A 22947-nucleotide genomic window follows, 5' to 3' on the forward strand; every position below is an offset into this window, starting at 1 on the left:
CCAAGTTGAATTCCGCGATTCCGCCGCGTCACTTGCCGCCGGAACGCGTTGAGGCCTCGACCTTCCCCCCTTTCGAGACCCGGAGACGCCCGATGCCCAAGACCCTGATCGCCGACCTGTTCGTCGAGACGCTCGAGCTTGCCGGTGTCGAGCGCATCTATGGCGTGGTCGGCGATAGCCTGAACGGTCTCACCGAAGCGCTCAGGCGGCGCGGAACGATCGAATGGGTGCACGTCCGCAACGAGGAAGCGGCGGCTTTCGCGGCCGGCGCCGAAGCGCAACTCACCGGCAAGCTCGCCGTCTGCGCCGGCTCCTGCGGGCCGGGCAACCTGCATCTGATCAACGGGCTGTACGACTGCAACCGGACCCGCGTCCCCGTGCTCGCAATTGCGGCGCAGATACCGAGCGCCGAAATCGGCTCCAACTATTTCCAGGAAACCCGTCCCGAAGCGCTGTTCCGCGAATGCAGCGTCTATTGCGAGACGATCTCCGATGCCGATCAGATGCCGCGCACGCTCGATACCGCGATCCGTGCCGCGGTCGGCCATCGTGGCGTCGCGGTCGTCGCGATGCCGGGTGATGTCGCATTGCGCACGACCACGGGCCTTATCGCCCGATCCCGCACCGCGTTGCTGCCCGAAGCGGCCACGATCATCCCCGATCAGGACTCGCTCGCCCGCCTTGCCGCGCTGCTGAACGACGCCGGCAAGGTGACGATCCTCGCGGGTCGCGGCTGTCGGGGGGCGCATGCGCAACTCGTCGCGCTTGCCGGCGTGCTCCAGGCACCGGTTGTCCATGCACTCGGCGGCAAGGAATTCGTCGAATATGACAATCCTTATGATGTCGGCATGACCGGGCTGATCGGTTTCTCGTCGGGGTATGACGCGATGATGGCGTGCGACACGCTGCTGATGCTCGGCACCGATTTTCCCTATCGCCAATTCTATCCGGAGAAGGCGAAGGTGGCGCAGATCGACCTGCGGCCCGAAAATCTCGGGCGCCGTACCGCGATCGACCTCGGCTTGGTCGGCGACGTCGGCGCGACGATCGACCATGTCCTGCCGCTGCTGACACGCGAGCGCGACGGCGCCTTCCTGCGCGACGCACGCGAAGACTACGCCAAGTCGCGCAAGGGCCTGGACGAGCTCGCGACCGGTACCGCAGGCAGCGGCGTGATCCACCCGCAGCATGTCGCACGCATCGTCAGCAACCTGGCAAGCGACGACGCCATCTTCGCGTGCGATGTCGGCACCCCTACCGTCTGGGCAGCGCGCTACCTCGAGATGAACGGCCGCCGCCGGCTGATCGGGTCATTCAACCATGGCTCGATGGCAAACGCCCTGCCTCAGGCGATCGGCGCGCAGGCCGCCTATCCCGGCCGTCAGATCGTCAGCCTGTCGGGCGATGGCGGCCTGGCGATGCTGATGGGTGAATTGCTGACCGTTCGGCAGCTCGGTTTGCCGGTGAAGATCATCGTCTTCAACAACGGCACGCTCGGCTTTGTCGAAATGGAGATGAAGGCGGCGGGGATGATCGAGACCGGCGTCGCGCTCGACAATCCCGATTTCGCCGCGATGGCGCGCGCGATCGGTCTGCACGGGGTTCGCGTCACCGACCCTGGCGACGTCGAAGCCGGCGTACGCGAGGTTCTCGCGCATCCGGGCCCCGCGCTGCTCGATGCCGTTACCGCGCGCACCGAATTGTCGATGCCGCCCAAGATCACGCTCGAACAGATGAAGGGCTTCACGCTCTATATGGCGAAAGCGGTGATGAGTGGTCGTGGGGATTCGATCGTCGAGCTCGGCAAGACCAATGCCGGACTGTTCAAGACGCTGTTCTGAAACAGGTCCGGGGTGCGGCGGCTGCCGCACCCCGGGACTGCTCGATACTACCGTTCAGCCGTGCAGCGAGCGGCGGAACGTCTCGGGCAGGAAGACCAGACCGACCAATGCGGTGACCGCACAGGCCAGGATCGGGTACCAGAGCCCGTAATAGATGTCCCCGGTTGCCGCGACCATCGCAAAGGCCGCAGTCGGCAGGAAGCCGCCGAACCAGCCATTGCCGATATGATAGGGCAGCGACATCGACGTGTAGCGGATCCGCGTCGGGAACAATTCGACCAGCAGCGCGGCGATCGGGCCATAGACCATCGTCACGTACAGCACGAGCAGGACGAGGATCGCGACGACCATCGGCTTGTTGATCTGTGCCGGGTCCGCCTTTTCGGGATAGCCGACCGCGGTCAGTGCGGTCTTCACCTCGGCCCCGAACGCCTTGATCGCTGCAGTACGATCGGCCCCTGTCACGATCGCCGGATTGACGACCGGAATGGTCGCGCCGCCGATATGGATCTGTGCGACCGTCCCCGCCGGTGCGACGACATTGGTGTAGGAAATGCCCGCTTTGGCCAGATACGACTTGGCGATGTCGCACGAGCTGCTGTCGAACTTGTTCTTGCCGACCGGATCGAACTGCACCGAGCATTCGTCGGGGTTGGCGACGACGCTGACTGGCGACGACAGCTGTGCCGCATAGAGTGCGGGGTTGGCTGCCTTCGACAGCGCGTGGAACAGCGGCATATAGGTCAGTGCGGCGAGCGCACAGCCGGTCAGGATGATCCATTTCCTCCCGACCTTGTCCGAAAGCCAGCCGAAGAAGATGAACGCGGGGGTCGCGATCAGCAGCGCGATTGCGATCAGGATGTTCGTCGTCGGCCCGTCGACACGGAGGTTCTTTTCGAGGAAGAACAGCGCGTAGAACTGGCTGGTGTAGAACACGACGCCCTGCCCCACGACCGCACCGAACAGCGCGATCAGCACGATCTTGAGGTTGCCCCATTTGGCGAACGCCTCGGTCAGCGGTGCCTTGGAGGTCTTGCCCTCCTCCTTCATCTTCTGGAACACCGGGCTCTCTTCGAGCTGCATCCGGATCCAGAGCGACACCGCGAGCAGCGCGATCGAGACGATGAACGGGATACGCCAGCCCCAGGCCGCGAACGCCTCCTCGCCGACGAGCGTGCGCACGCCGATGACGATCAGCAGGGCGGCGAACAGACCGAGCGACGCCGTGGTCTGGATGAAGCTGGTGAACAGCCCACGCTTCTTGTCGGGCGCATGCTCGGCGACATAGGTCGCAGCACCGCCATATTCGCCGCCGAGCGCGAGGCCCTGCAGCAGCCGCAGCACGACCAGCGCGATCGGCGCGGCGACGCCGACCGAGGCATAGCTCGGGAGCAGACCGACGAGGAAGGTCGACAGGCCCATGATCGCCATGGTCACGAGGAAGGTGTTCTTGCGCCCGACGACATCGCCGATCCGCCCGAACACCAGCGCACCGAACGGCCGCACTGCGAACCCGGCCGCGAACGCCGCGAGCGCGAAGATGAAACCGGTCGTCTCGTTGACGCCCGAGAAGAACTGCGCGGTGATGATCGTCGCGAGCAGCCCGTACAGATAAAAGTCATACCATTCGAACACCGCGCCGAGCGACGACGCGATAATGATCAGTGGCTGGCTCTGCTTCACGTGACCAAGGGGCGATGCGTCCCCTGTTGTCGTTGCCATGGCGGTATCCTCTCAAGTGGAGCGGTGGTGATTTTGGAACGTCGGGCGATCAGAACCCGTATTTGAAGGCGAATTCCATGCGGTCGAGCGCACCGGTGTCACCCGAGACCAGTTCGCGGACGGCGTGGCGATATTCCACGCCGATGTCGAAGCCCTTGCCGGGCGACCAGAACAGGTTGGCAGCACCGCCATAGGACTTGGCATTGGCCAGCCCCGTGACGATCACGCCGGCCGGATAATCGGCCGATTGGTAGCTGCCCATCAGCGTCGAGTGGATCGCATCGGTCCAGCCGATACGCAGTGCCGCGAAGCCCGCGAAATTGTCGATCCGCTCGAGCTGCGTCGCGGTGCCGCCGTAGATCGCGTCGGGGACATATCCCAATCCCAGATACCGGCCGATGCCCTGGCCGTAGGTCGCCATGAAGCGCAGGTCGTGACGCTTGCCGATCGGGATCTTGCCGGACCCGGAAACACCCCAGCCAAAGGCGGTATCGCCGCGGCCCAGCGTATCGGTGCGCAATTCGCGCGCTATGCCGGCCAGTGCGAAATCGCCCAGTGTCGACTTCCAGTTCAGCCGTGCCACCACGTCAGGCAGGCGGTCGTCATCCGTGTCGACCAGCGCCGCATTGGCGGGCAGCGCCGTTTCCGTTTCGGGATTCTCGACCGCGACCTGCAACGTCAGCCCGGTTCGCAAGGGGATGGAGTAGCGGATCAGCGCCTGACGGTTGAACACCGTGCCGTCCAGCGGGCCGACGAAATCGGTCGTTTCGGGCAGCACCGCGATGTTCTGGAAGGTGGACCATTCCTGCCCGACCAGCAGATTGCCATATTCGATGAAGCCACGGCGGAAAGTGGGCGTGTAGGGGTTGGTCGCGCGCTGGGCACCGACCGGCGCCGTCGCGAGCGCGAAATCGAACTCCACCAGCGTCTTTATGTCGGTACCGTTCATCGGAGTTGCCGTGCTGAACTGCAGGCGGGTCTGGCGCGCCGAGAGCAACAGGTCCTGGCTGGAGAACCCGCCGCCGACCGGGATCTGCTGCGGCAGGAAGAACTCCTTGCCCAGCCCCCCGACCGCGACCTCGCCACCGCTGTAGCGGCTGGCAATGGCGTTGAGGCGAACGAAACCGCCCAGCTTGACCGTCGTGTTCCCCATGCGGAAACCGTCGGTCGGTGCCGAATTTGTCGCGACAGCCTTGGCCTGGGCCACATTGGTCGCGCCGGGCGATCCGCCGGGCGATGCGGCCGGCGCCGTCACCTGCGACGCAGCGACGGCGGTCTGTGGGGGCACAGTCGGGGCCGCGGCGGCGGTTGCACGCGCTGCGGTCAACTCACCGCGAAGGTCCTGGACCGCTGCTTCGAGCGCCTTGAGCCGTGCTTCGAGTTCCGCCTCTCGCGCGGTCTGGCCAAAGGCGGCGCCCGGCATCAGCCCGGCAAGGGCCGTGCCCAGCAGCAACGTCGTGAATACCGATCGTCTCATCCCAACCTCCTGGTTGCTCCACCGGTCTGACGCGTAGATGCAAGCAACACGACGATGGCGGATCGCCCGGGCGGGATCATCCCTGACTTTGGTTGGGGGTGCCGCGTGCCGCGCGACCGTCTAGAACGGCGGCAAAAGGAGAGTGTGATGACCGAGGCCAGCTATCCCGTTCCCGCAGCATGGGCCAAGGACGCACGGATAGATGCCGCCGCCTATGACCGGATGTATGCCGAGGCCGCGAGTGATCCCGATGCCTTCTGGGCGAAAGAGGCGCAGCGGCTCGACTGGCTCGTTTCCCCGACCAAGATCAAGGACACGTCATTCGACGAGGCCGATTTCCGCATCCGCTGGTTCGAGGACGGTCAGCTCAACGTCGCCGCCAATTGCGTCGATCGCCACGCCGATGCACGCCCCGATGCGACCGCGATCCTGTGGGAAGGCGACGACCCCGCCGACTCGCGCACGATCAGCTACGCCGAACTGCGTGACGAAGTGTCCCGGCTCGCCAATGGGCTGAAGGCGCGCGGCGTCGCGAAGGGGGACCGCGTCACGATCTATCTGCCGATGATCCCCGAAGCCGCGTTCGCGATGCTCGCCTGTGCGCGGATCGGCGCGATCCATTCGGTTGTGTTCGGCGGCTTCTCCCCCGACAGCCTGTGCAACCGGATCCACGATTGCGACAGCCGCGTCGTCATCACCGCGGACGAAGGGCTGCGCGGCGGCAAGACGATTCCGCTGAAGGCCAATGTCGATGCCGCGCTCGATCAGGGCGATCTCGGCGTCGAGACGGTCATCGTTGTCCGCCGCACCGGCGGCGACATCGCAATGACCGACGGCCGTGATTGCTGGTATCACGAGTGCGTCGCGGACCAGTCGACCGACTGCGCGCCCGAGCCAATGAACGCCGAGGATCCGCTGTTCATCCTCTACACCAGCGGATCGACCGGCCAGCCCAAGGGCGTGCTCCACACCACCGGCGGCTATCTCGTCTGGGCGTCGATGACGCATGAATATGTGTTCGACTACCGGGAAGGCGACGTCTTCTGGTGCGCCGCCGATGTCGGCTGGGTCACGGGGCACACCTATTCGCTGTACGGCGCGCTCGCCAACGGCGCGACGACGGTGATGTTCGAGGGCGTCCCCAATTACCCCGACCACAGCCGCTTCTGGCAAATCGTCGACAAATATCAGGTCAGCACGCTCTACACAGCACCCACCGCGCTGCGCGCGCTAATGCGCGAGGGCGACGACTGGGTCACGCGGACCAGCCGCAAGTCGCTTCGCCTGCTCGGGTCGGTCGGCGAGCCGATCAACCCGGAGGCCTGGAACTGGTATCACAATGTCGTCGGTGAAGGCCGCTGCCCGATCGTCGACACCTGGTGGCAGACCGAGACCGGCGGACACATGATCAGCCCGCTCCCCGGCGCGACCGCGCTCAAGCCCGGCAGCGCGACCAAGCCGCTGTTTGGCGTGAAGCCTGAACTGGTCGATGCCGACGGCAAGGTGCTCGACGGCGCGGTCGAGGGCAATCTCGTGATCGCCGACAGCTGGCCCGGGCAGATGCGGACCGTGTGGAACGATCATGCGCGCTTCTTCCAGACCTATTTCTCGACCTATCCGGGCAAGTATTTCACCGGTGACGGCTGCCGCCGCGACGCGGATGGCTATTACTGGATCACCGGCCGCGTCGACGACGTGATCAACGTCAGCGGCCACCGCATGGGCACCGCCGAGGTCGAGAGCGCGCTGGTCGCGCATTCGAAGGTTGCCGAAGCCGCGGTCGTCGGCATGCCGCACGACGTGAAGGGCCAAGGCATCTATGCCTATGTCATGCTCAACGCGAATGCCGAACCGAGCGAGGAGCTGCGCAAGGAACTCGTCCAATGGGTCCGCCGCGAGATCGGCCCGATCGCGACGCCTGATGTCCTGCAGTTCGCCCGCGGCCTGCCCAAGACGCGCTCGGGCAAGATCATGCGCCGGATCCTGCGCAAGATCGCCGAGAACCAGCTCGACGGTCTGGGCGATACCTCGACGCTCGCCGACCCGACGGTCGTTGACGCGCTGATCACGGGTCGCGAAAAGGCCACCGCCGCCTTCGCATGACCGCGCGCACGATCCTGATCGCCGACGACCACCCGCTGTTTCGCCAGGCGTTGAAGCTGGCGGTCGGTCGCGCGGCCCCCGATGCGACGATCCTCGAGGCGGGGCAGCTCGGCGAGGCGATCGAGGCGGCGCGCGGCGCCGCCCGCCTCGATCTCATCCTGCTCGATCTGCGGATGCCGGGGTCGGAGGGCTTTGCGGGTGTCGCCCTGCTGCATGCCGAGCGCCCCGACACGCCGATCGTCGTCATCTCGTCCGCCGACGAGGCGGAGGCCGCGCCGCGCGCGCGCGCCTATGGCGCGGTCGGCTTCGTGTCGAAGACCGCCGATCTCGCCACGCTCGAAAATGCGGTCGCGCGCGCGCTGGCGGGCGACCGCGACGCCCCCGTCGCCGCCCTGCCGGCCGATGACATCTCCAATCGCGTCGCCAGCCTGACCCCGACCGAATTGAAGGTATTGCTCGGCGTTCTCGCGGGGCGACTCAACAAGCAGATCGCGTTCGATCTCGGCGTTTCGGAGGCGACCGTAAAGGGCCACATGACCGCGATCCTGCGAAAGCTCGGCGTCCAGAACCGCACCCAGGCGGTGCTTGCCGCGCGCGCGCTCGACATTCGCTTCGCCGACTAACCGACCGCCTCCCACTTGCGAGACCACCCGCACGGCAATCGACGTCTTGCGACACCCTCTTGCGCGGTCTAGGCGACCGTCAATGGCTTCGACGTCCTACCTGTCCGCGTCGAACCGATCGCGCCAGCCGCTCTGGCGGCGCGCGCGTTCATTTTTGCTGGCGATCGCCGCGCATGTCGTCGTCATTCTCCTGCTGCTGCGGCTCGCGCCAACGCCGACCAAGCCCGAGCCGACGCCCCCGCCCAGCAGCTTCCGCCTGTTACCCGACCGCGAGACGAAACCCGAGACCCCGCAACGCCCGGTGATCGAAAAGGCGAAGAAGGTCGCCGGCGGCGCCTCGCCAAGATCGCCCCGCCCGCCATCGACCGCGCCGGCGTCGGACCCGCGCCCCGTCACGCCTGCCCCGGCCTTCCCCAAGATGCTGGCGGGCGGCATGGAGTTGTTCGATTCGGCGGACATATCCAAGATCCCGTCGCACCCGGGCGATCGCCAGGCGGGCGGTTCCGACACCGATGGCGCGGGCGCTGGCAAGGACAGCGGCTCTGCCTACGGCCCGGGCGAAGGTCCAAGCGGCGAGCGGCTCTACAATGCCGAATGGTATACCGAACCGAGCCATGCCGAACTTGCAGGCTATGTTCCCAATGGCGCACCCCCGGGCAGCTGGGCACTGATCGCCTGCCGGACCGCGGAGAACTACAGGGTCGAGAATTGCCGGTCGCTCGGCGAATCCCCGGTCGGCTCGGGGCTGGCCCGCGCAATGCGCCAGGCCGCATGGCAGTTCCGCGTGCTGCCGCCCCGGGTCGGCGGCAAGAAGATGATCGGCGCCTGGGTCCGCATCAAGATCGACTTCACCAGCGCGCCGGCCAAATAGGCGCGCTGGGTCAGCACCTCAAACCGCAGCCGCCGCCGCTGATGCCTGTTCGAGGAATGCCCATAGCTCGCCTGGCACCACCGGCTTGTTCAAGACGGTAATCCCGGCACAGCGCGGATCGTCCGCTGCGCTGCGGTCCGCGGTGACCAGTGCGATCGCGGGCGCCGGCGTCATCGCCGACAGCTGGCTTGCGACATCCAGCCCGTCCTGTGCCACCTCGAGATGGAAATCGATCAGCGCGACGTCGGGCTCCTCGTCCGCCGCCAGCGTCATCGCCTCCTCGATCGTCGCCGCCAGCAGCGGGACGCAGCGCCGCGACCGGAGCGCCGCGTCGAGCGCCGCGAGAATGGCGGCATCATTGTCGAGGCACAGCACGCGCAGCCCCGGCGGCAGGTCGCGCAGGACCGGGGTCGTCCTGGCGCGGTCGGGCAGCGTCGCATGCGCCGCCAGCGGAACGCGGACGGCGAAGGTCGACCCCGCACCCGGCTGCGACCGCAATTCGATCCGCAGGTCGAGCAGTTGCGCGATCCGCTGGACGATCGCCAGCCCCAGTCCGACACCGCCGCCCGCGCTGCCCTTGCTCTCCACCCGCTCGAACTCGGCAAAGATCCGTTCACGGTCACCCGCCGCGATACCCGGTCCGCTGTCCCGCACCTCGACCAAGACGTCACCGCCGCGCCGCCGCGCGCCGATCCAGATCCGCCCCGACGGCGTGTAGCGTACCGCGTTCGACAGGAAGTTCTGCAGGATCGAGCGCAGCAGCGACCGGTCGGTCGCGACGATCTGCGCCCCCGGGTGCGAGGCGAGGATCAACGCGCGTTCGCCGGCAAGCGGCCGGAACTCGGCGGCCAGTTCCTCGATCAGGTCTCCGAGCACGAACTGCTCGATCTTCGGCACGACCCCGCCCGCATCGAGCCGCGACACGTCGAGCAAGGCCCGCAGCAGCGTATCCGCCGACCCGATCGCGCCATCGATTGCGCGGACCAGATCGGCTTGGTGCGGCGCCTTGCCCTCGTCGAGCGCCGCGCAGAAGAGCCGGGCGGCGTGAAGCGGCTGGAGCAGGTCATGGCTTGCCGCGGCAAGGAACCGGGTCTTGTCGCGCGTCGCGGTCTCGGCATGCCGCCGCGCCTCGTCGAGCATCGTATTCGTTTGGGCCAGATCATGCGTCCGCGCCTCGACCCGGGCCTCAAGTTCCGCCTGCGCGGTCTTCTCCGCGGTGATGTCGGTGAAGCTCTGGACATAGCCGCCGCCCGGCATGGCCTGACCCACTGTCTTGATCCACCGCCCCGACGGTCGAAGCCGCTCGAAACTGTGCGGAAGGCCGCGTTCGAGATGTGCGAGCCTGCGCGACACATGCGCTTCGACGCCACCCGGCCCGCATTCGCCGCGCTCGGCATTGTAGCGGATCAGATCGGCGATCGGCCGTCCGGCGATCACATAGTCCTCGGGATAGTCGAACATCTCGACATAGCGCGGATTCCACGCGACCAGCCTCAGATTGGCGTCGATCACGCTGACGCCCGGGTCGATTGTCTCCAGCGTTGCCGACAGCAGCGACCGCGAGAAGCGCAGGCTGCGCCCCCGCTGATCGAGCAGCCGGACGACGTCGCCTACGTCCATCGCCGAACCCGCGAGACTCGACGTCACGATCAGCCGCGCCGAGGGTGCGCCGATCACGCCCGCGATCATCCGTTCCGCCTGACGGGCGGCGCGTCCGTCGATCGGCGCGCCCGGATCGCGTGACAGCGGGTCCAGCCCCTCTGCGGCTTCGGCATCGCCGACGAAGCGCGCAACCAGGATCTTGAGTTCGCCAAAGGTCGTGACGTGATCCAGCACACTGTGCCGCCCCCCGAAGACCCGCCGCCGCGCCGCGTACAGGTGCAGCCCCGCCATCAGCGCGATATTCACGCCCAGGCTCCAGACCGTGCCGTTGACCAGCGGCGATCCGAGCGCGACCCGCATCAGCGCATCGGGGTCGAGCAGTCCCCCGCTGGCTTTCGCAAGACTGGCGCCGAAACCACCCAATACCGAGGGCATCAACAGGCAATAGGCCCAGACGACGACGCCGCCGATCAAGCCGCCGCGTGCCGCCCGGGTATCGGCGAAGCCCCAGCCGACGGTGGCGATCAGCGCTGGCGCGAACTGCGCGACGCCGGCGAACGCGATCAGCCCGATCGATGCGAGCGACAGCTCGTCGCCAATGCTCGTGCCGTACCACAAAGCAGCGGCGACGATCGCGGCGATGATCACGCGTCGGACACGCAGCAGCCGCCGCCCCAGATCGCCCTCCCCGCCATCGGTCTGCCGCCGCAGCAGCAATGGGGCCAGCAGGTCGTTGGTCGCCATCGTCGACAGCGCGATCGTCTCTGCGACGACCATCGCGGTCGCGGCGGAAAACCCGCCGATGAACGCGAGCAATGCCATCGGATCGTTGTCGAGCGCCAGCGGGACCGCCAGCACATAGAGGTCGGGTCGCGTATCGGCGGGCAACACCGCCAGCCCCGCCAGCACGAGCGGCAGGACCATCACCGAGATCACCGCGAGATAGGCGATGAACGGCCAGCGCGCGCGCCGCACCGCCGCCGGGCCGCTCGCTTCGAGGATCCCGACATAGAATTGACGCGGCAGGCACAGGATCGCGCAGGCGGATAACAGCGTGCGGACGAAGAAATCGGGGGTCAGCGCGCCGGGCGCGAAGCCCTCCACGAACCCGGTCAGCGGCGGCGTGATCCGCGCGGCCGGCATCGTCGCAAGCAGCGTCAGCGCGAATCCGCCGAGCGCCACGAAGCACAGCAGCTTGATCAGCGATTCCGCCGCGATCGCCGCGACCACGCCGGTATTGCCCCCCGCCACTTCATAGCGTCGCGCGCCGAAGCTGATCGCGAACGTCGCCAGCAGCAGCGCGACGAGCGGCCCGACCAGCACCGATCCGCCGATCCCGACCAGCGCGCCGAAGCTTAGCGTCACCGATCGCAGCTGCAGCGCGATATAGGGGATCGACGCGACCAGCGCGGTTCCCGCGACGATCGCCGCGGTACTCCGGCTGCGACCATAACGCGCCGAGATGAAGTCGGCGATCGAGCTCGACCCTTCGTCGCGCGCCAGCCGGACGAGCTTGGTCAGGAATCCCGGCGCGAGCAGAAACACCAGCGCCGGGCCGAGATAGATCGACAGATAATCCCAGCCGCGCGTCGCCGCGGTGCCGACGCCGCCGAAGAACGTCCAGCTGCTGCAATAGACGGCCAGCGACAAGGGATAGGCGATCCGTGCCATGCGCGGCGAAAGCCCGCGCCGATCGACGACCCAGGCGATCCCGAACAACGCGGTGCCATAGGCAAGCATCGCGGCGATGACGACGGCGCTGTTGATCGGCTGGCTCCCTAGTTGCCGGATGCCGATACCGTGCAGTCCGGACCGTCCCAGGGCAAGGCCTGCACGGTCAGCGCTTCGATACCACAGCTCATGGCGAAACCCCGCGGCCCGCGTTACAGGGCCCCATGCTCCGCATCACCGAACTCAAGCTGCCGCTCAACCATGCCGACGAAGCGATCCCCGCCGCGGTCTGCAAGCGGCTGCGCATCACCCCCCGCGAACTGATCCGCTACACCGTCGCCCGGCGCGCGCACGACGCGCGCGACAAGCTGGACATCCAGCTCGTCTATTCGATCGACGTCACCGCGAAGAACGAGGCGACGATCCTCGCGCGGTTCCGCAAGGACCGTCACGTCAACACGACCCCCGATACCGGCTATCGCCACGTCGCCAAGGCACCCGAGACGCCGGGCGCGCGTCGCCCGGTCGTCGTGGGAACAGGGCCGTGCGGCCTGTTCGCCGGCCTCATCCTCGCGCAGATGGGCTTCCGCCCGATCATCCTCGACCGCGGCAAGCTGGTCCGCGAACGCACCAAGGACACCTGGGGCCTGTGGCGTCGCAACGTCCTGAACCCTGAATCCAACGTCCAGTTCGGCGAAGGCGGCGCCGGCACCTTCTCCGACGGCAAGCTGTGGAGCCAGATCAAGGATCCGCGCCATCTCGGTCGCAAGGTCATCACCGAGTTCGTCAAGGCGGGCGCTCCCCCCGAGATCCTGACCGAGGCGCATCCGCATATCGGCACGTTCCGGCTGGTGACGATGGTCGAGGCGATGCGCGCGACGATCGAGTCGCTCGGCGGCGAATATCGCTTCGAACACCGCGTCGACGATCTCGACATCGCTGTCGATGCGGACGGCACGCGCCGCATCCGCGGGCTGCACCTGCATACCGGCGACTATCTCGAGGCGGATCATGTCGTGCTCGCGGTGGGGCACAGTGCGCGCGACACCTTCCACATGCTGCACGATCGCGGCGTATTCCTGGAGGCGAAGCCCTTCTCGATCGGCGTGCGCATCGAACATCCGCAATCCTGGATCGACGAGGCGCGGTTCGGCCCCTGTGCCGGCCACCCCGATCTCGGCGCAGCGGCGTACAGCCTGTCGCATCACTGCACGAACGGGCGCACCGTCTACAGCTTCTGCATGTGCCCGGGCGGTACCGTCGTCGCGGCGACGTCCGAGGAAGGCCGCGTCGCCACCAACGGCATGAGCCAATATTCGCGCAACGAGCGCAACGCGAATTCGGGACTCGTCGTCGGCATCGACCCTGCGCGTGACTATCCCGGCAATCCACTGGCGGGCATCGAATTGCAGCGCCACTGGGAGTCGCGCGCCTATGTCGCGGGCGGATCCGATTATAAGGCCCCCGCGCAGCGTCTCGGCGATTTCCTCGCCGGCCGCCCGTCGAGCGCACTCGGCACGGTCATCCCGTCCTACCGCCCCGGCGTCCACCTCACCGACCTCGCCGAATGCCTTCCCGAATTCGCGGTCACCGCGATGCGCGAGGCGCTGCCGGTATTTGGTCGCGACATTCCCGGCTATGATCACCCCGACGCGGTCCTGACCGGCGTCGAGACGCGTACCTCGTCCCCCGTCCGGATCACGCGCGGCGACGATTTTCAGAGCCTGAACACGATCGGCCTGTTCCCCGCCGGCGAGGGCGCGGGCTATGCCGGCGGCATCCTCTCTGCGGGCGTCGACGGCATCAAGGTCGCCGAGGCGGTCGGGCTGAGCCTCGTTGGTGCCACGCCGGGGGCTTAACCACTATCTAACATCCGGGTGGTACGCGCAGGCTTCCTGTCACGACGCGCGATTTACCCCATGCTCAAGAGAACAGTGCTCGGTTTCGCCGCGATCGCCGCCAGTACCTCGTGCGTTCCCCCGTCGACGCGCGTGGCTGCACCGACGGCCAGCGTCCCGGTCCGCGACGCAGCAGAAGCGCGCAGCCTGCTCGCCGGGCTCGCGCTCGAGGCGCCCGCCGAACCGCTCGACCGCGCCTTTGCAGCCTCTGCCGCCTCCGCCGACGACACCCCGCGCGCCATTGCAGCAGCACCCGCCTTTCCCGGCGCCGCGCAGAGTGACGACGACCGCCAGCGCGCAATCGCCTGCCTGACCGCCGCGGTCTATTACGAGGCACGCTCCGAACCGACCGATGGCCAGCGCGCCGTCGCACAGGTCGTGCTCAACCGCGTTCGCGATCGCGCCTTTCCGCACAGCGTCTGCGGCGTCGTCTATCAGGGGTCGACACGGCGCACCGGCTGCCAGTTCAGCTTCACCTGCGACGGTTCGATGAACCACCCCCGCGATGGTGCCGCCTGGGCAAGGGCCGCATCGGTCGCGCGCGCCGCGTTCGACGGCAGCGTCTTCGCGCCGGTCGGCGCCTCGACCTCCTACCACGCCGCTTCGATCCTGCCCTGGTGGGCGCCAAGCCTCAGCCGGGTCGGCGCAGTCGGTGCGCATATCTTCTATCGCTGGCGCGGCGCGATGGAGCGCGCGCTGAGCTTCCGCCAGACCTATGCGGGCGTCGAACCGACCCGCGTTGCGGCGCCCGATACGATCCTCGCCGCGTCCCCGTCCACCTCTACCGAACCCGGTACGGCGGGATCCGGCGTCACCGTCCATCGCGGCCGGACCATGCCGGGGGTGGAGACTGCGATGTCGGCACCATCTGAGTCCTCCGCCGCAACACCACGCGTGCATCTGGCGTCGGGTGTCCGCATTCATATCGGTTCGGCACATGCCGGCCCGGTCCTTGGCGGGGGCGCCCCGCTGCCGGTCGTTTCGATTTCCGAGGAAAGCGATCCGACCTGATCGCCCTTTGGGGGGTGCCACATCGCGACGGGCGCGGTATCGCCGGCCCCATGCTGCTCCACCTGCCCTGCCCAATGACCCGTTTCGGACCCCGATGCTGACCGCCAGCGAATTGCGCGATCGGCTCGTGACGGTGCTGACCCGCGACCATCTCGGCGACCGGCGTCGCTGGCGCATGGCGGTCGGCGAGGTCCGGGTCTATTCGACCGACACGCACGCGCATTGCAACTGGTCGGTCACGCCCTCGGGCAGCGCTGAGGACATCGACCGGATCGAGACGCTCGTCGACCGGTTTCGCGAGGAATTCCCGATCATCCGCTGATTGGCGCGCCGCGCGACCGACAAGCTCGGCTATCCCGGCAAGGACAGCGTCTTCGTTGCACCGCACCATGCAGAAGCTGTATTTCGTTCGGTTCATACGGGACAGCGGCCATGCAGACATTACGGCGATCGTTCGGATTACAGGTTCTGATCGGGATGATCGCCGGGCTCGCGCTCGGCTTCGTCGCGCGCGGGACCGGCGCGGGATCTGGCCTCGCGGAAACGCTGCGCATCGTCGGCGAGATCTTCGTTCAGTTGCTGAAAACTCTTGTCGTCCCGCTCGTCTTCACCGCGATCATCGCGTCGATCGCCGCGCTGCGCGATCTCGACAATGCGCGGCGGCTGGTCATCAGCACGCTCGCCTGGTTCGCAATCACCGCGCTGATCGCGGTGTCGATCGGCATCGTCCTTGCGCTGGTGATCCAGCCCGGCGTGACCGCGGGGGTCAGTGCCGCCAGCGCGGTCGCGCCGACGACCGCCGGGTCGTGGCTCGACTTCCTGCGCGGGCTCGTCCCTGCCAATATTCTCGGGCTCGAGGCGTCGACCAAGCTGACCGACGAGACTGCGCGGACCGCGCTGTCGTTTAACGTCCTGCAAATCATCGTCATCGCGATCACGATCGGAATCGCAGCGGTCCGGATCGGTGATGCGGGCGCGCCGTTCCTCGCCTTCAACGCATCGGCGCTCGCGCTTTTCCGCCGCATCCTGCGCTGGGTGATACGGTTGACGCCGATCGGTACGGGCGCGCTGCTCGGCAACGCGATCGTGCGCTATGGCTGGCAGTCGCTCTCGGCGCTCGGCGCGTTCAGCATCGCGGTCTATGCCGGACTCGCGATTGTCCTTTTCGTGGTCTATCCATTGCTCCTGCTTGCCAACGGGCTCAGCCCGCGGCGGTTCTTCGCCGCTGCCTGGCCCGCAATCCAGCTCGGCTTCGTGTCGCGCTCGTCGATCGCCGCGCTGCCGGTGACCGAGGATGTCGTCGAACGCGGCCTCGGCGTCCCCCGCACCTATGCAGCCTTCGCCGTACCGCTCGCCGCCACGACCAAGATGGACGGGTGCGCCGCGATCTACCCCGCGGTCTCGGCGATCTTCGTCGCGCAATATTACGGTATCCCGCTGCATGCCGCCGACTATGTGCTGATCGTGCTCGTGTCCGTGCTCGGGTCGTCCGCCACCGCAGGGCTAACTGGCGCGGTCGTCATGCTGACGCTCACGCTGTCGACGCTCGGCCTCCCGCTCGAGGGCGCAGGCCTGCTGCTCGCGATTGACCCGATCCTCGACATGGGCCGCACCGCGGTCAACGTTGCCGGGCAGGCGCTTGTCCCGACGATCGTCGCCAAGCGGCAGGGTCTGCTCGATCCGGCACTACACGACGCCGGCACCGCGCAGGCCGCCACGGCATAACAGCGCGCTGTCACAAACGTGACAACGAGACTCAGCCGGACGCAGGAGTTTGACAGCGCGACGCTGTGGCCATCGGTTCGACCCGGGCGATTCGTTGTCATGTTGTGTACCGATCCGTCATCAAATGCGGAACGAGGATGCAGCATGACCTTCCAGACCGACCTTACCCAGATCGACCAGCTGATCGCCGCGCGGAACGGCACCTGGGACGGAATTTCCGCCGAATCGGTCGCCCGGATGCGCGCACAGAACCGCTTCCGCTCGGGTCTCGATATCGCCCGCTACACCGCGGGGATCATGCGTCGCGACATGGCCGCCTATGACGCCGACCCGGCGAACTACACCCAGTCGCTCGGCTGCTGGCACGGATTCATCGCGCAGCAGAAGATGATCAGCATCAAGAAGCATTTCGGCACCACCGACCGCCGTTACCTCTATCTCTCAGGCTGGATGGTTGCCGCGCTCCGGAGCGAATTCGGGCCCCTTCCCGACCAGTCGATGCACGAGAAGACGAGCGTCCCCGCGCTGATCGAAGAGCTCTACACCTTCCTGCGTCAGGCCGATGCGCGCGAGCTCGGCATGCTGTTCCGCGACGTCGATACGGCGCGCGAAGCGGGCAACGCGATCGAGGAAAAGCGCCTGCTCAACGCGATCGAGAACCACCAGACTCACGTCGTCCCCGTCATCGCCGATATCGACGCAGGCTTCGGCAATGCCGAGGCGACATACCTGCTCGCGCGCAAGATGATCGAAGCGGGCGCCTGCGCACTCCAGATCGAGAACCAGGTCAGCGACGAGAAGCAGTGCGGGCATCAGGACGGCAAGGTCACCGTCCCGCACGAGGACTTTCTCGCCAAGGTCCGTGCCTGCCGCTACGCCTTCCTCGAGCTCGGCGTCGAGGACGGCATCATCGTCACGCGCACCGACTCGCTCGGTGCGGGCCTTACCAAGCAGATCGCGGTCAGCAAGACGCCCGGCGATCTCGGCGACCAGTATAACTCCTATCTCGATTGCGAAGAGATCGACCCCGCCACCGCGCAGAATGGCGACGTCATCCTCAACCGCGACGGCAAGCTGCTCCGCCCGAAGCGCCTGCCCTCCAACCTGTTCCAGTTCCGTGCCGGCAGCGGCGAGGATCGCTGCGTCATGGACTGTATCGCAAGCCTGCAGAACGGCGCCGACCTGCTCTGGATCGAGACCGAGAAGCCGCACATCGAACAGATTGCCGGGATGGTCGACCGCATCCGCGAGGTCGTGCCCACCGCGAAGCTTGTCTACAACAACTCACCCAGCTTCAACTGGACGCTGAACTTCCGCCAGCAGGTCTTCGATGCGTGGAGCGAAGCAGGTCGCGACGTGTCGGCCTATGACCGGACGCGCCTGATGAGTGTCGACTATGACGGCACGCCGCTCGGCGACGCGGCGGACGAGCGCATCCGCACCTTCCAGGCGGATTCGGCAAAGCGCGCCGGCATCTTCCACCACCTCATCACGCTGCCGACCTATCACACCGCGGCGCTCTCGACCGACAATCTCGCCAAGGAGTATTTCGGCGATGCAGGCATGCTCGGCTATGTGAAGGGCGTCCAGCGCAAGGAAATCCGAGAGGGCATCGCCTGTGTGAAGCACCAGAACATGTCGGGCTCCGACCTGGGCGACGACCACAAGGAGTATTTCGCCGGCGAGGCGGCGCTGAAGGCCGGCGGCGTCCACAACACGATGAACCAGTTCGCGGCCTGACGCCAAGCCGGAGCGCAAGCTCCGGCGCGGACCAGCGTCAGGCCCGGCCGGCGGGGCCAAAAGCCCCGTCCGACGCCGCGGCTTCGCCGCGGCGCTGGCCTGTTCCAACGCCCAGTAAAGACGCGCATGCCTACCCAAAGACACCTCCCCGGCGAAGGCCGGGGCCCAGTTGGGGGACGGTTATGGCAGGCGTCGCCTTTCGTTACTCCCACCTCTCCAACTGGACCCCGGCCTCCGCCGGGGAGGCGCTATTGAGGGCGCCGCGGGAGCACGCGGCATCGGCCAACCCAAAGCTCACCCCTTCGCAGCCACACCCCCACAAAAACCCGCCCCCAAAACAACCCATGGCAACCCCGCCGCCCTGTCCCCCGGCCCCGCGCCGTGGCATGAGCCTCAGATGCACGACCGCGCCCTCCTCCGCGTCACCGCGCTCGAAAAGTCGGTCTCCGGCGGCCGCCAGCTCTTCCGCGGGCTCGACCTCACCGCGCGCGCCGGCCAGCTGATCGCGATCGTCGGCGAAAGCGGCGTCGGCAAATCGACGCTGCTCAACATCCTTGCCGGGCTCGACGCGCCAGACGCAGGGCATGTCGCGATCGAGGACACGATCCTCGACACACTCGACGAAGCCGCGCTGACCCGGCTGCGCGCGACGCGGATCGGGTTCGTGTTCCAGGCCTTCCACGTCCTGCCCTATCTGACCCTGCGCCAGAACGTCGCGCTCCCGCTCGCGCTGGTGTCCACCGACCGCCGCGCGATCGCCGACCAGGCACAGGCGATGCTTGCGCGGGTCGGGCTCGGCACGCGCGGCGACGGCTATGCGCGCGACCTGTCGGGCGGCGAACTGCAGCGCGTCGCGATCGCGCGCGCGCTCGTCCACCGTCCCGCGCTGATCCTCGCCGACGAGCCGACGGGCAATCTCGACCCCGACACCGCCGCGAAGATCCTGACGCTGTTTTCCGACGCGGTCCGCGAACAGGGCGTCGCCGCGATCATCGTCACCCATTCGGCGGCGGCCGCCGCGATCGCCGACGATGTTCTGACGCTGACCGCAAACGGGCTGGAACACGCGCGATGAGCATCCTGTCGGCGCGGCTTGCGCTGGGCTGGATGATCGGTGGCGAGTGGCGCGCCCATCCCGCGCGGCTCGCCCTCACCGCGATCGCGATCGCCATCGGTGTCGCCCTCGGCTTCGCGGTCCACCTCGTCAACGGATCGGCGCTGTCGTCGTTCGAAGGCGCATTGCGCACCGTCAAGGGTAGCGCGGACCTTCAGGTCAACGCGACCAGCCCGCTCGGCTTCGACGAGGCGCTCTATCCCAGAGTCGCGACCGCGGCCGGAGTCGCGGACGCGAGCCCGGTCGTTATCCTGCGCGCGACGATCGGGAGGCGGCCAGTCACCCTGCTCGGTCTCGACGTGATCCGCGCGGCACAGGTCACGCCGTCGTTGGTCGGCGTCGCCCCCGCCGGGATCGACCGCCGGGGCGACGCGGCGTTCGACGACGCCGCGCTCTATCTGTCCGCCGCGGCGATACGCAACGTGAATGCCCGTCCGGGCGCGATGCTCGTCGTCACCGCGAACGGGCGAACCGCCACGATGCGCGTCGCCGGCCGGTTGCCGGGTGTGGCCGAGGGCGAGGCGATCGGCGTGATCGACATCGCCGCGGCGCAGTGGCGCTTCGACCGGCTCGGCCGCCTCGACCGGATCGACGTGAAACAGCAGGACGGCGCCGCCCCTCTACGCCTTGCCACCATCCTACCGCGCGATGCGACGATCGGCAGCGACGCGAGTGATGCGACCCGTAGCGACGCCCTGTCACGCGCTTATCGCGTCAATCTCGACATGCTCGCGCTGGTCGCATTGCTGACCGGCGGGTTCCTCGTCTTTTCCGCGCAGTCGCTGTCAGTGGCACGCCGGTTGCGGGCCTTTGCGCTTGTCCGCACGCTCGGCCTGCCGCGCAACGGGATCGTCGCAACCGTCGCGCTGGAGGGGCTGGCGATCGGCGTGATTGGCGCCGCGCTCGGTCTGCTGCTCGGCTATGCGCTGGCCTATGCCGCGCTCGCCCGGTTCGGCGCGGACCTTGGCGCAGGCTATTTCGCCGATGGCCGCGTCCGGCTGGCCTTCGCGCCCGCCGCCGCGATCGGCTTCTTCGCGCTCGGCCTGCTGGCCGCGGTTGCGGGCAGCGTCCTGCCGGCGCGGATCGCAGCGCGGGCGGCCCCCGCCGCGGCGCTGCGCAACGCGGGGGACGTCATCGACCCCCGGACCCCCATGCCCGTCCGCCCCGCCGCCATCCTGATGCTGCTCGGCGGTGGCGCGGCGCTGCTCCCGGCGATCGGCGGCCTGCCGCTGTTCGGGTTTGCGAGCATGGCGCTGATACTCGCAGGCGGCATCGCCGGCATGCCCTGGCTCGCGCGCACGCTGCTCGCGCCGCTCAGCCGCGGTGCCGGGCGGTCCGTCCCCGTCGACCTCGCCATCCGCCACCTCCACGGTGCCCCCGCCCAGGCCGCCACCGCGCTGTGCGGGATCGTCGCGAGCACCGCGCTGATGATCGCGATGGCGGTGATGGTCACCAGCTTTCGCGGCGCGGTCGACGAATGGCTGGGTCAGGTCCTCTCGGACGATCTTTATCTCCGGGTCGAGGGTGGCACCGGGCTCGATCCCGCGGCGCAGGCTCGGTTGCGCGCCGTGCCCGGCATCGCGGCGATCGCGTATAGCCGGCAGATCCCGCTGACGCTGGCGCCGGACCGGCCACCCGTCTCGCTGATCGCGCGCCCGGTTGTGACCGATGGACCCGACCCTAGCCTCGTGCTGCTCGAAAGCGGACGCGCCCGCCCCGCCGGCACCGCGCCGATCTGGATTTCGGAACCCGCAGCGCGGCTCTATGGCTGGTCGGTCGGCGACAGCGTCACGTTGCCGATCGCGGGCCGGTACGTCGTCGCAGGGATCTGGCGCGACTATGCCCGCCAGCAGGGCGCGATCATCGTCCGCGACACCGACTATACGCGCGCCACCGGCGACCGCACGCGGACCGAGGCGGCGATCACGCTTGCCCGCGGCGCGGATCCCCGCACCGTCGAGCGCGCGCTGACCGCGGCGGCGCCCCCGGCGCTGACCAGCCTCGTCTCGATCGCGCGCCCGGCCACGCTGCGCCGCTATGCCCTCGAACTCTTCGATCGCAGTTTCGCCGTCACCTATCTGCTCGAGGGGGTGGCGATCCTCGTCGGGCTGGCGGGCGTCGCCGCCACGATGTCCGCGCAGACGATCGCCCGCACGCGCGAATTCGGCATGCTCCGCCATATCGGCGTCGCAAAGCGGCAGATCGTCGCGATGCTGGCGACCGAGGGGGCATTGCTCGGTCTCGTCGGGGGTATCGCCGGGATCACGCTTGGCGGGGTGATGGCACAGGTGCTCGTCCACGTGATCAATCCGCAGTCGTTCAACTGGACGATGGCGACGCGCATACCCTGGGGCAGCGTCGGCGGAGTCGCACTCGCGCTGATCGTTGCTGCGGCGGGTACCGCGGTGCTCGCCGGCCGGCGCGCGATCGCCGCCGATGCGGTCCGCATGGTCAGGGAGGACTGGTGATGCGCCCAGTGTTTACGTTCGCAGCGCTGGCGCTGACCGCCGCGACGCCGGCCGCTACCGGCTATCCCGTCGTCCGTCCGGGACCCTCCTTCACCTTCCCGCGCGAACACGGCGCGCACCCGGCCTTCCGCACCGAATGGTGGTATGTCACCGGTCTGCTGAAGACGCAGGACGGACGCAATCTCGGCTTCCAGATCACCTTCTTCCGGACCACCCCGGGCACCGACGCGGCGAACCCCAGCCGCTTTGCCCCCAAGCAGATCCTGTTCGCGCACGCAGCGCTCTCCGACCCGAAGCTCGGCCATCTTCTGCACGGGGAGCGGGCGGCACGGGCGGGGTTCGGTCTGGCCCAGGCGCGCATCGGCGATACCGACGTCACCCTCAAGGACTGGCATATCCGCAGGCGACCCGACGGCCGGTTCACGACCAGCGTCACCACGGGCGATTTCGCGCTGACGCTGACGCTGACACCGCGCCAGCCGCCCCTGCTTCAGGGCAAGGCCGGTTACAGCCAGAAGGGCCCGAAGCCCGAACAGGCGAGCTATTACTACTCGATCCCGCACCTCGCGGTAACGGGGCAGCTGGTGCGGAACGGCACGCCGCAACGCGTCACCGGACAGGCGTGGCTCGACCGCGAATGGTCGTCCGACTATCTCGGCGGCGGCGCGGTAGGATGGGACTGGACCGGGCTCAATCTCGACGACGGGGGGGCGCTGATGGCGTTCCGCATTCGTGGCCGCGACGGCAAGCCGCTCTGGGCTGGGGGATCGCTGCGCCGCGCGGATGGCCGCGTCGTCCGTTTCGCGCCCGCCGACGTCCGGTTCGATCCGCTCCGCCAGTGGCGTTCGCCGCGCACGGGGGCGCTCTACCCCGTGACGCAACGCCTCACCGTACGCCTCCCGGAAGGCGTCCGCCGCTTCCGCCTCGATCCGCTGTTCGCCGATCAGGAGCTCGACGCGCGGCGCAGCGGTATGCCCGTCTATTGGGAAGGTGCTGTCCGCACGGCGGGCGGCGGCGGCTATCTCGAGCTCACCGGCTATGCCGATCCGCTGCAGATGTGACACCTGCCGGATACCCAGGC

Annotated in this window: 15 protein-coding genes; 12 read left to right on the top strand and 3 right to left on the bottom strand. The window is 67.9% G+C overall.

All coding sequences use genetic code 11. The features are described 5' to 3' along the window. Positions 1-92: 92 nt before the first annotated feature. Positions 93-1841 carry a ubiquinone-dependent pyruvate dehydrogenase gene (gene poxB, locus IFT54_RS09300; RefSeq protein ID WP_192070410.1) on the top strand — a complete coding sequence of 583 codons (1749 nt, stop codon included), beginning with the start codon at positions 93-95 and terminating at the stop codon, positions 1839-1841. A gap of 54 nt (positions 1842-1895) precedes the next feature. Here the strand turns inward: poxB and IFT54_RS09305 are convergent, their stop codons facing one another. Both IFT54_RS09305 and IFT54_RS09310 read right to left on the bottom strand, forming a co-directional pair. Beyond that, a complete protein-coding gene (locus IFT54_RS09305; RefSeq protein WP_031395000.1) occupies positions 1896-3563 on the bottom strand; it encodes an MFS transporter in 1668 nt (555 codons plus the stop codon). A 49-nt stretch (positions 3564-3612) separates the two neighbouring features. Beyond that, the gene (locus IFT54_RS09310; RefSeq protein ID WP_192070411.1) at positions 3613-5040 is read right to left on the bottom strand and encodes a DcaP family trimeric outer membrane transporter; all 1428 of its coding nucleotides are present in this window, start codon (positions 5038-5040) and stop codon (positions 3613-3615) included. A 147-nt stretch (positions 5041-5187) separates the two neighbouring features. Between IFT54_RS09310 and acs the strand changes: the two genes are divergently transcribed. The 3 genes from acs (at position 5188) to IFT54_RS09325 (ending at position 8637) form a co-directional block, all read left to right on the top strand. Continuing rightward, a complete protein-coding gene (acs, locus tag IFT54_RS09315; RefSeq protein WP_192070412.1) occupies positions 5188-7143 on the top strand; it encodes an acetate--CoA ligase in 1956 nt (651 codons plus the stop codon). Beyond that, a complete protein-coding gene (locus tag IFT54_RS09320; protein WP_192070413.1) occupies positions 7140-7766 on the top strand; it encodes a response regulator transcription factor in 627 nt (208 codons plus the stop codon). The genes acs and IFT54_RS09320 overlap by 4 nt, the downstream gene beginning before the upstream one ends. Positions 7767-7848: 82 nt before the next feature. Then, entirely contained in the window at positions 7849-8637 is a 789-nt protein-coding gene (locus tag IFT54_RS09325; RefSeq protein WP_107045886.1) for a hypothetical protein, read from the top strand. Positions 8638-8655: 18 nt separating this feature from the next. Here the strand turns inward: IFT54_RS09325 and IFT54_RS09330 are convergent, their stop codons facing one another. Beyond that, a complete protein-coding gene (locus IFT54_RS09330) occupies positions 8656-11979 on the bottom strand; it encodes a hybrid sensor histidine kinase/response regulator (protein ID WP_192070414.1) in 3324 nt (1107 codons plus the stop codon). A 155-nt stretch (positions 11980-12134) separates the two neighbouring features. Between IFT54_RS09330 and IFT54_RS09335 the strand changes: the two genes are divergently transcribed. From IFT54_RS09335 to IFT54_RS09370, 8 genes are all read left to right on the top strand, one after another. After that, positions 12135-13769: an NAD(P)/FAD-dependent oxidoreductase gene (locus IFT54_RS09335; protein WP_192070415.1), complete on the top strand. Its 1635-nt coding sequence runs from the start codon at positions 12135-12137 to the stop codon at positions 13767-13769. A gap of 132 nt (positions 13770-13901) precedes the next feature. Beyond that, positions 13902-14819 carry a cell wall hydrolase gene (locus IFT54_RS09340; protein ID WP_342354799.1) on the top strand — a complete coding sequence of 306 codons (918 nt, stop codon included), beginning with the start codon at positions 13902-13904 and terminating at the stop codon, positions 14817-14819. Between the two features lie 94 nt (positions 14820-14913). Beyond that, positions 14914-15141: a hypothetical protein gene (locus tag IFT54_RS09345; RefSeq protein ID WP_051916613.1), complete on the top strand. Its 228-nt coding sequence runs from the start codon at positions 14914-14916 to the stop codon at positions 15139-15141. A 110-nt stretch (positions 15142-15251) separates the two neighbouring features. Beyond that, positions 15252-16544, top strand: a complete 1293-nt coding sequence (locus IFT54_RS09350; RefSeq protein ID WP_056407749.1) for a dicarboxylate/amino acid:cation symporter — start codon at positions 15252-15254, stop codon at positions 16542-16544. Between the two features lie 144 nt (positions 16545-16688). Further along, positions 16689-18284 (top strand): isocitrate lyase, encoded by a 1596-nt coding sequence (locus tag IFT54_RS09355; protein ID WP_192070417.1) that lies wholly within the window; start codon positions 16689-16691, stop codon positions 18282-18284. Between the two features lie 397 nt (positions 18285-18681). Beyond that, on the top strand, positions 18682-19359 hold the full coding sequence (locus tag IFT54_RS09360; RefSeq protein WP_192070418.1) for an ABC transporter ATP-binding protein: 678 nt from the start codon (positions 18682-18684) through the stop codon (positions 19357-19359). Then, a complete protein-coding gene (locus IFT54_RS09365) occupies positions 19356-21866 on the top strand; it encodes an FtsX-like permease family protein (RefSeq protein ID WP_192070419.1) in 2511 nt (836 codons plus the stop codon). Before IFT54_RS09360 ends, IFT54_RS09365 begins: the two co-directional genes overlap by 4 nt. Next, entirely contained in the window at positions 21866-22927 is a 1062-nt protein-coding gene (locus IFT54_RS09370) for a lipocalin-like domain-containing protein (RefSeq protein WP_192070420.1), read from the top strand. Before IFT54_RS09365 ends, IFT54_RS09370 begins: the two co-directional genes overlap by 1 nt. The last annotated feature ends 20 nt before the right edge of the window (positions 22928-22947 follow it).

Source organism: Sphingomonas sp. CFBP 13714, from assembly GCF_014842205.1.
GTDB lineage: Bacteria > Pseudomonadota > Alphaproteobacteria > Sphingomonadales > Sphingomonadaceae > Sphingomonas > Sphingomonas aerolata.

Excerpts from the sequence above, each read along its gene's own strand:
- IFT54_RS09370 (WP_192070420.1), top strand. The coding sequence starts at position 21,866 with ATGCGCCCAGTGTTTACGTTCGCAGCGCTGGCGCTGACCGCCGCGACG.
- IFT54_RS09350 (WP_056407749.1), top strand. The coding sequence starts at position 15,252 with ATGCAGACATTACGGCGATCGTTCGGATTACAGGTTCTGATCGGGATG.
- IFT54_RS09305 (WP_031395000.1), bottom strand. The coding sequence starts at position 3,563 with ATGGCAACGACAACAGGGGACGCATCGCCCCTTGGTCACGTGAAGCAG.
- acs (WP_192070412.1), top strand. The coding sequence starts at position 5,188 with ATGACCGAGGCCAGCTATCCCGTTCCCGCAGCATGGGCCAAGGACGCA.
- IFT54_RS09345 (WP_051916613.1), top strand. The coding sequence starts at position 14,914 with ATGCTGACCGCCAGCGAATTGCGCGATCGGCTCGTGACGGTGCTGACC.
- IFT54_RS09325 (WP_107045886.1), top strand. The coding sequence starts at position 7,849 with ATGGCTTCGACGTCCTACCTGTCCGCGTCGAACCGATCGCGCCAGCCG.
- IFT54_RS09355 (WP_192070417.1), top strand. The coding sequence starts at position 16,689 with ATGACCTTCCAGACCGACCTTACCCAGATCGACCAGCTGATCGCCGCG.
- IFT54_RS09360 (WP_192070418.1), top strand. The coding sequence starts at position 18,682 with ATGCACGACCGCGCCCTCCTCCGCGTCACCGCGCTCGAAAAGTCGGTC.
- IFT54_RS09310 (WP_192070411.1), bottom strand. The coding sequence starts at position 5,040 with ATGAGACGATCGGTATTCACGACGTTGCTGCTGGGCACGGCCCTTGCC.
- IFT54_RS09365 (WP_192070419.1), top strand. The coding sequence starts at position 19,356 with ATGAGCATCCTGTCGGCGCGGCTTGCGCTGGGCTGGATGATCGGTGGC.
- IFT54_RS09335 (WP_192070415.1), top strand. The coding sequence starts at position 12,135 with ATGCTCCGCATCACCGAACTCAAGCTGCCGCTCAACCATGCCGACGAA.
- IFT54_RS09330 (WP_192070414.1), bottom strand. The coding sequence starts at position 11,979 with ATGCTTGCCTATGGCACCGCGTTGTTCGGGATCGCCTGGGTCGTCGAT.
- IFT54_RS09320 (WP_192070413.1), top strand. The coding sequence starts at position 7,140 with ATGACCGCGCGCACGATCCTGATCGCCGACGACCACCCGCTGTTTCGC.
- poxB (WP_192070410.1), top strand. The coding sequence starts at position 93 with ATGCCCAAGACCCTGATCGCCGACCTGTTCGTCGAGACGCTCGAGCTT.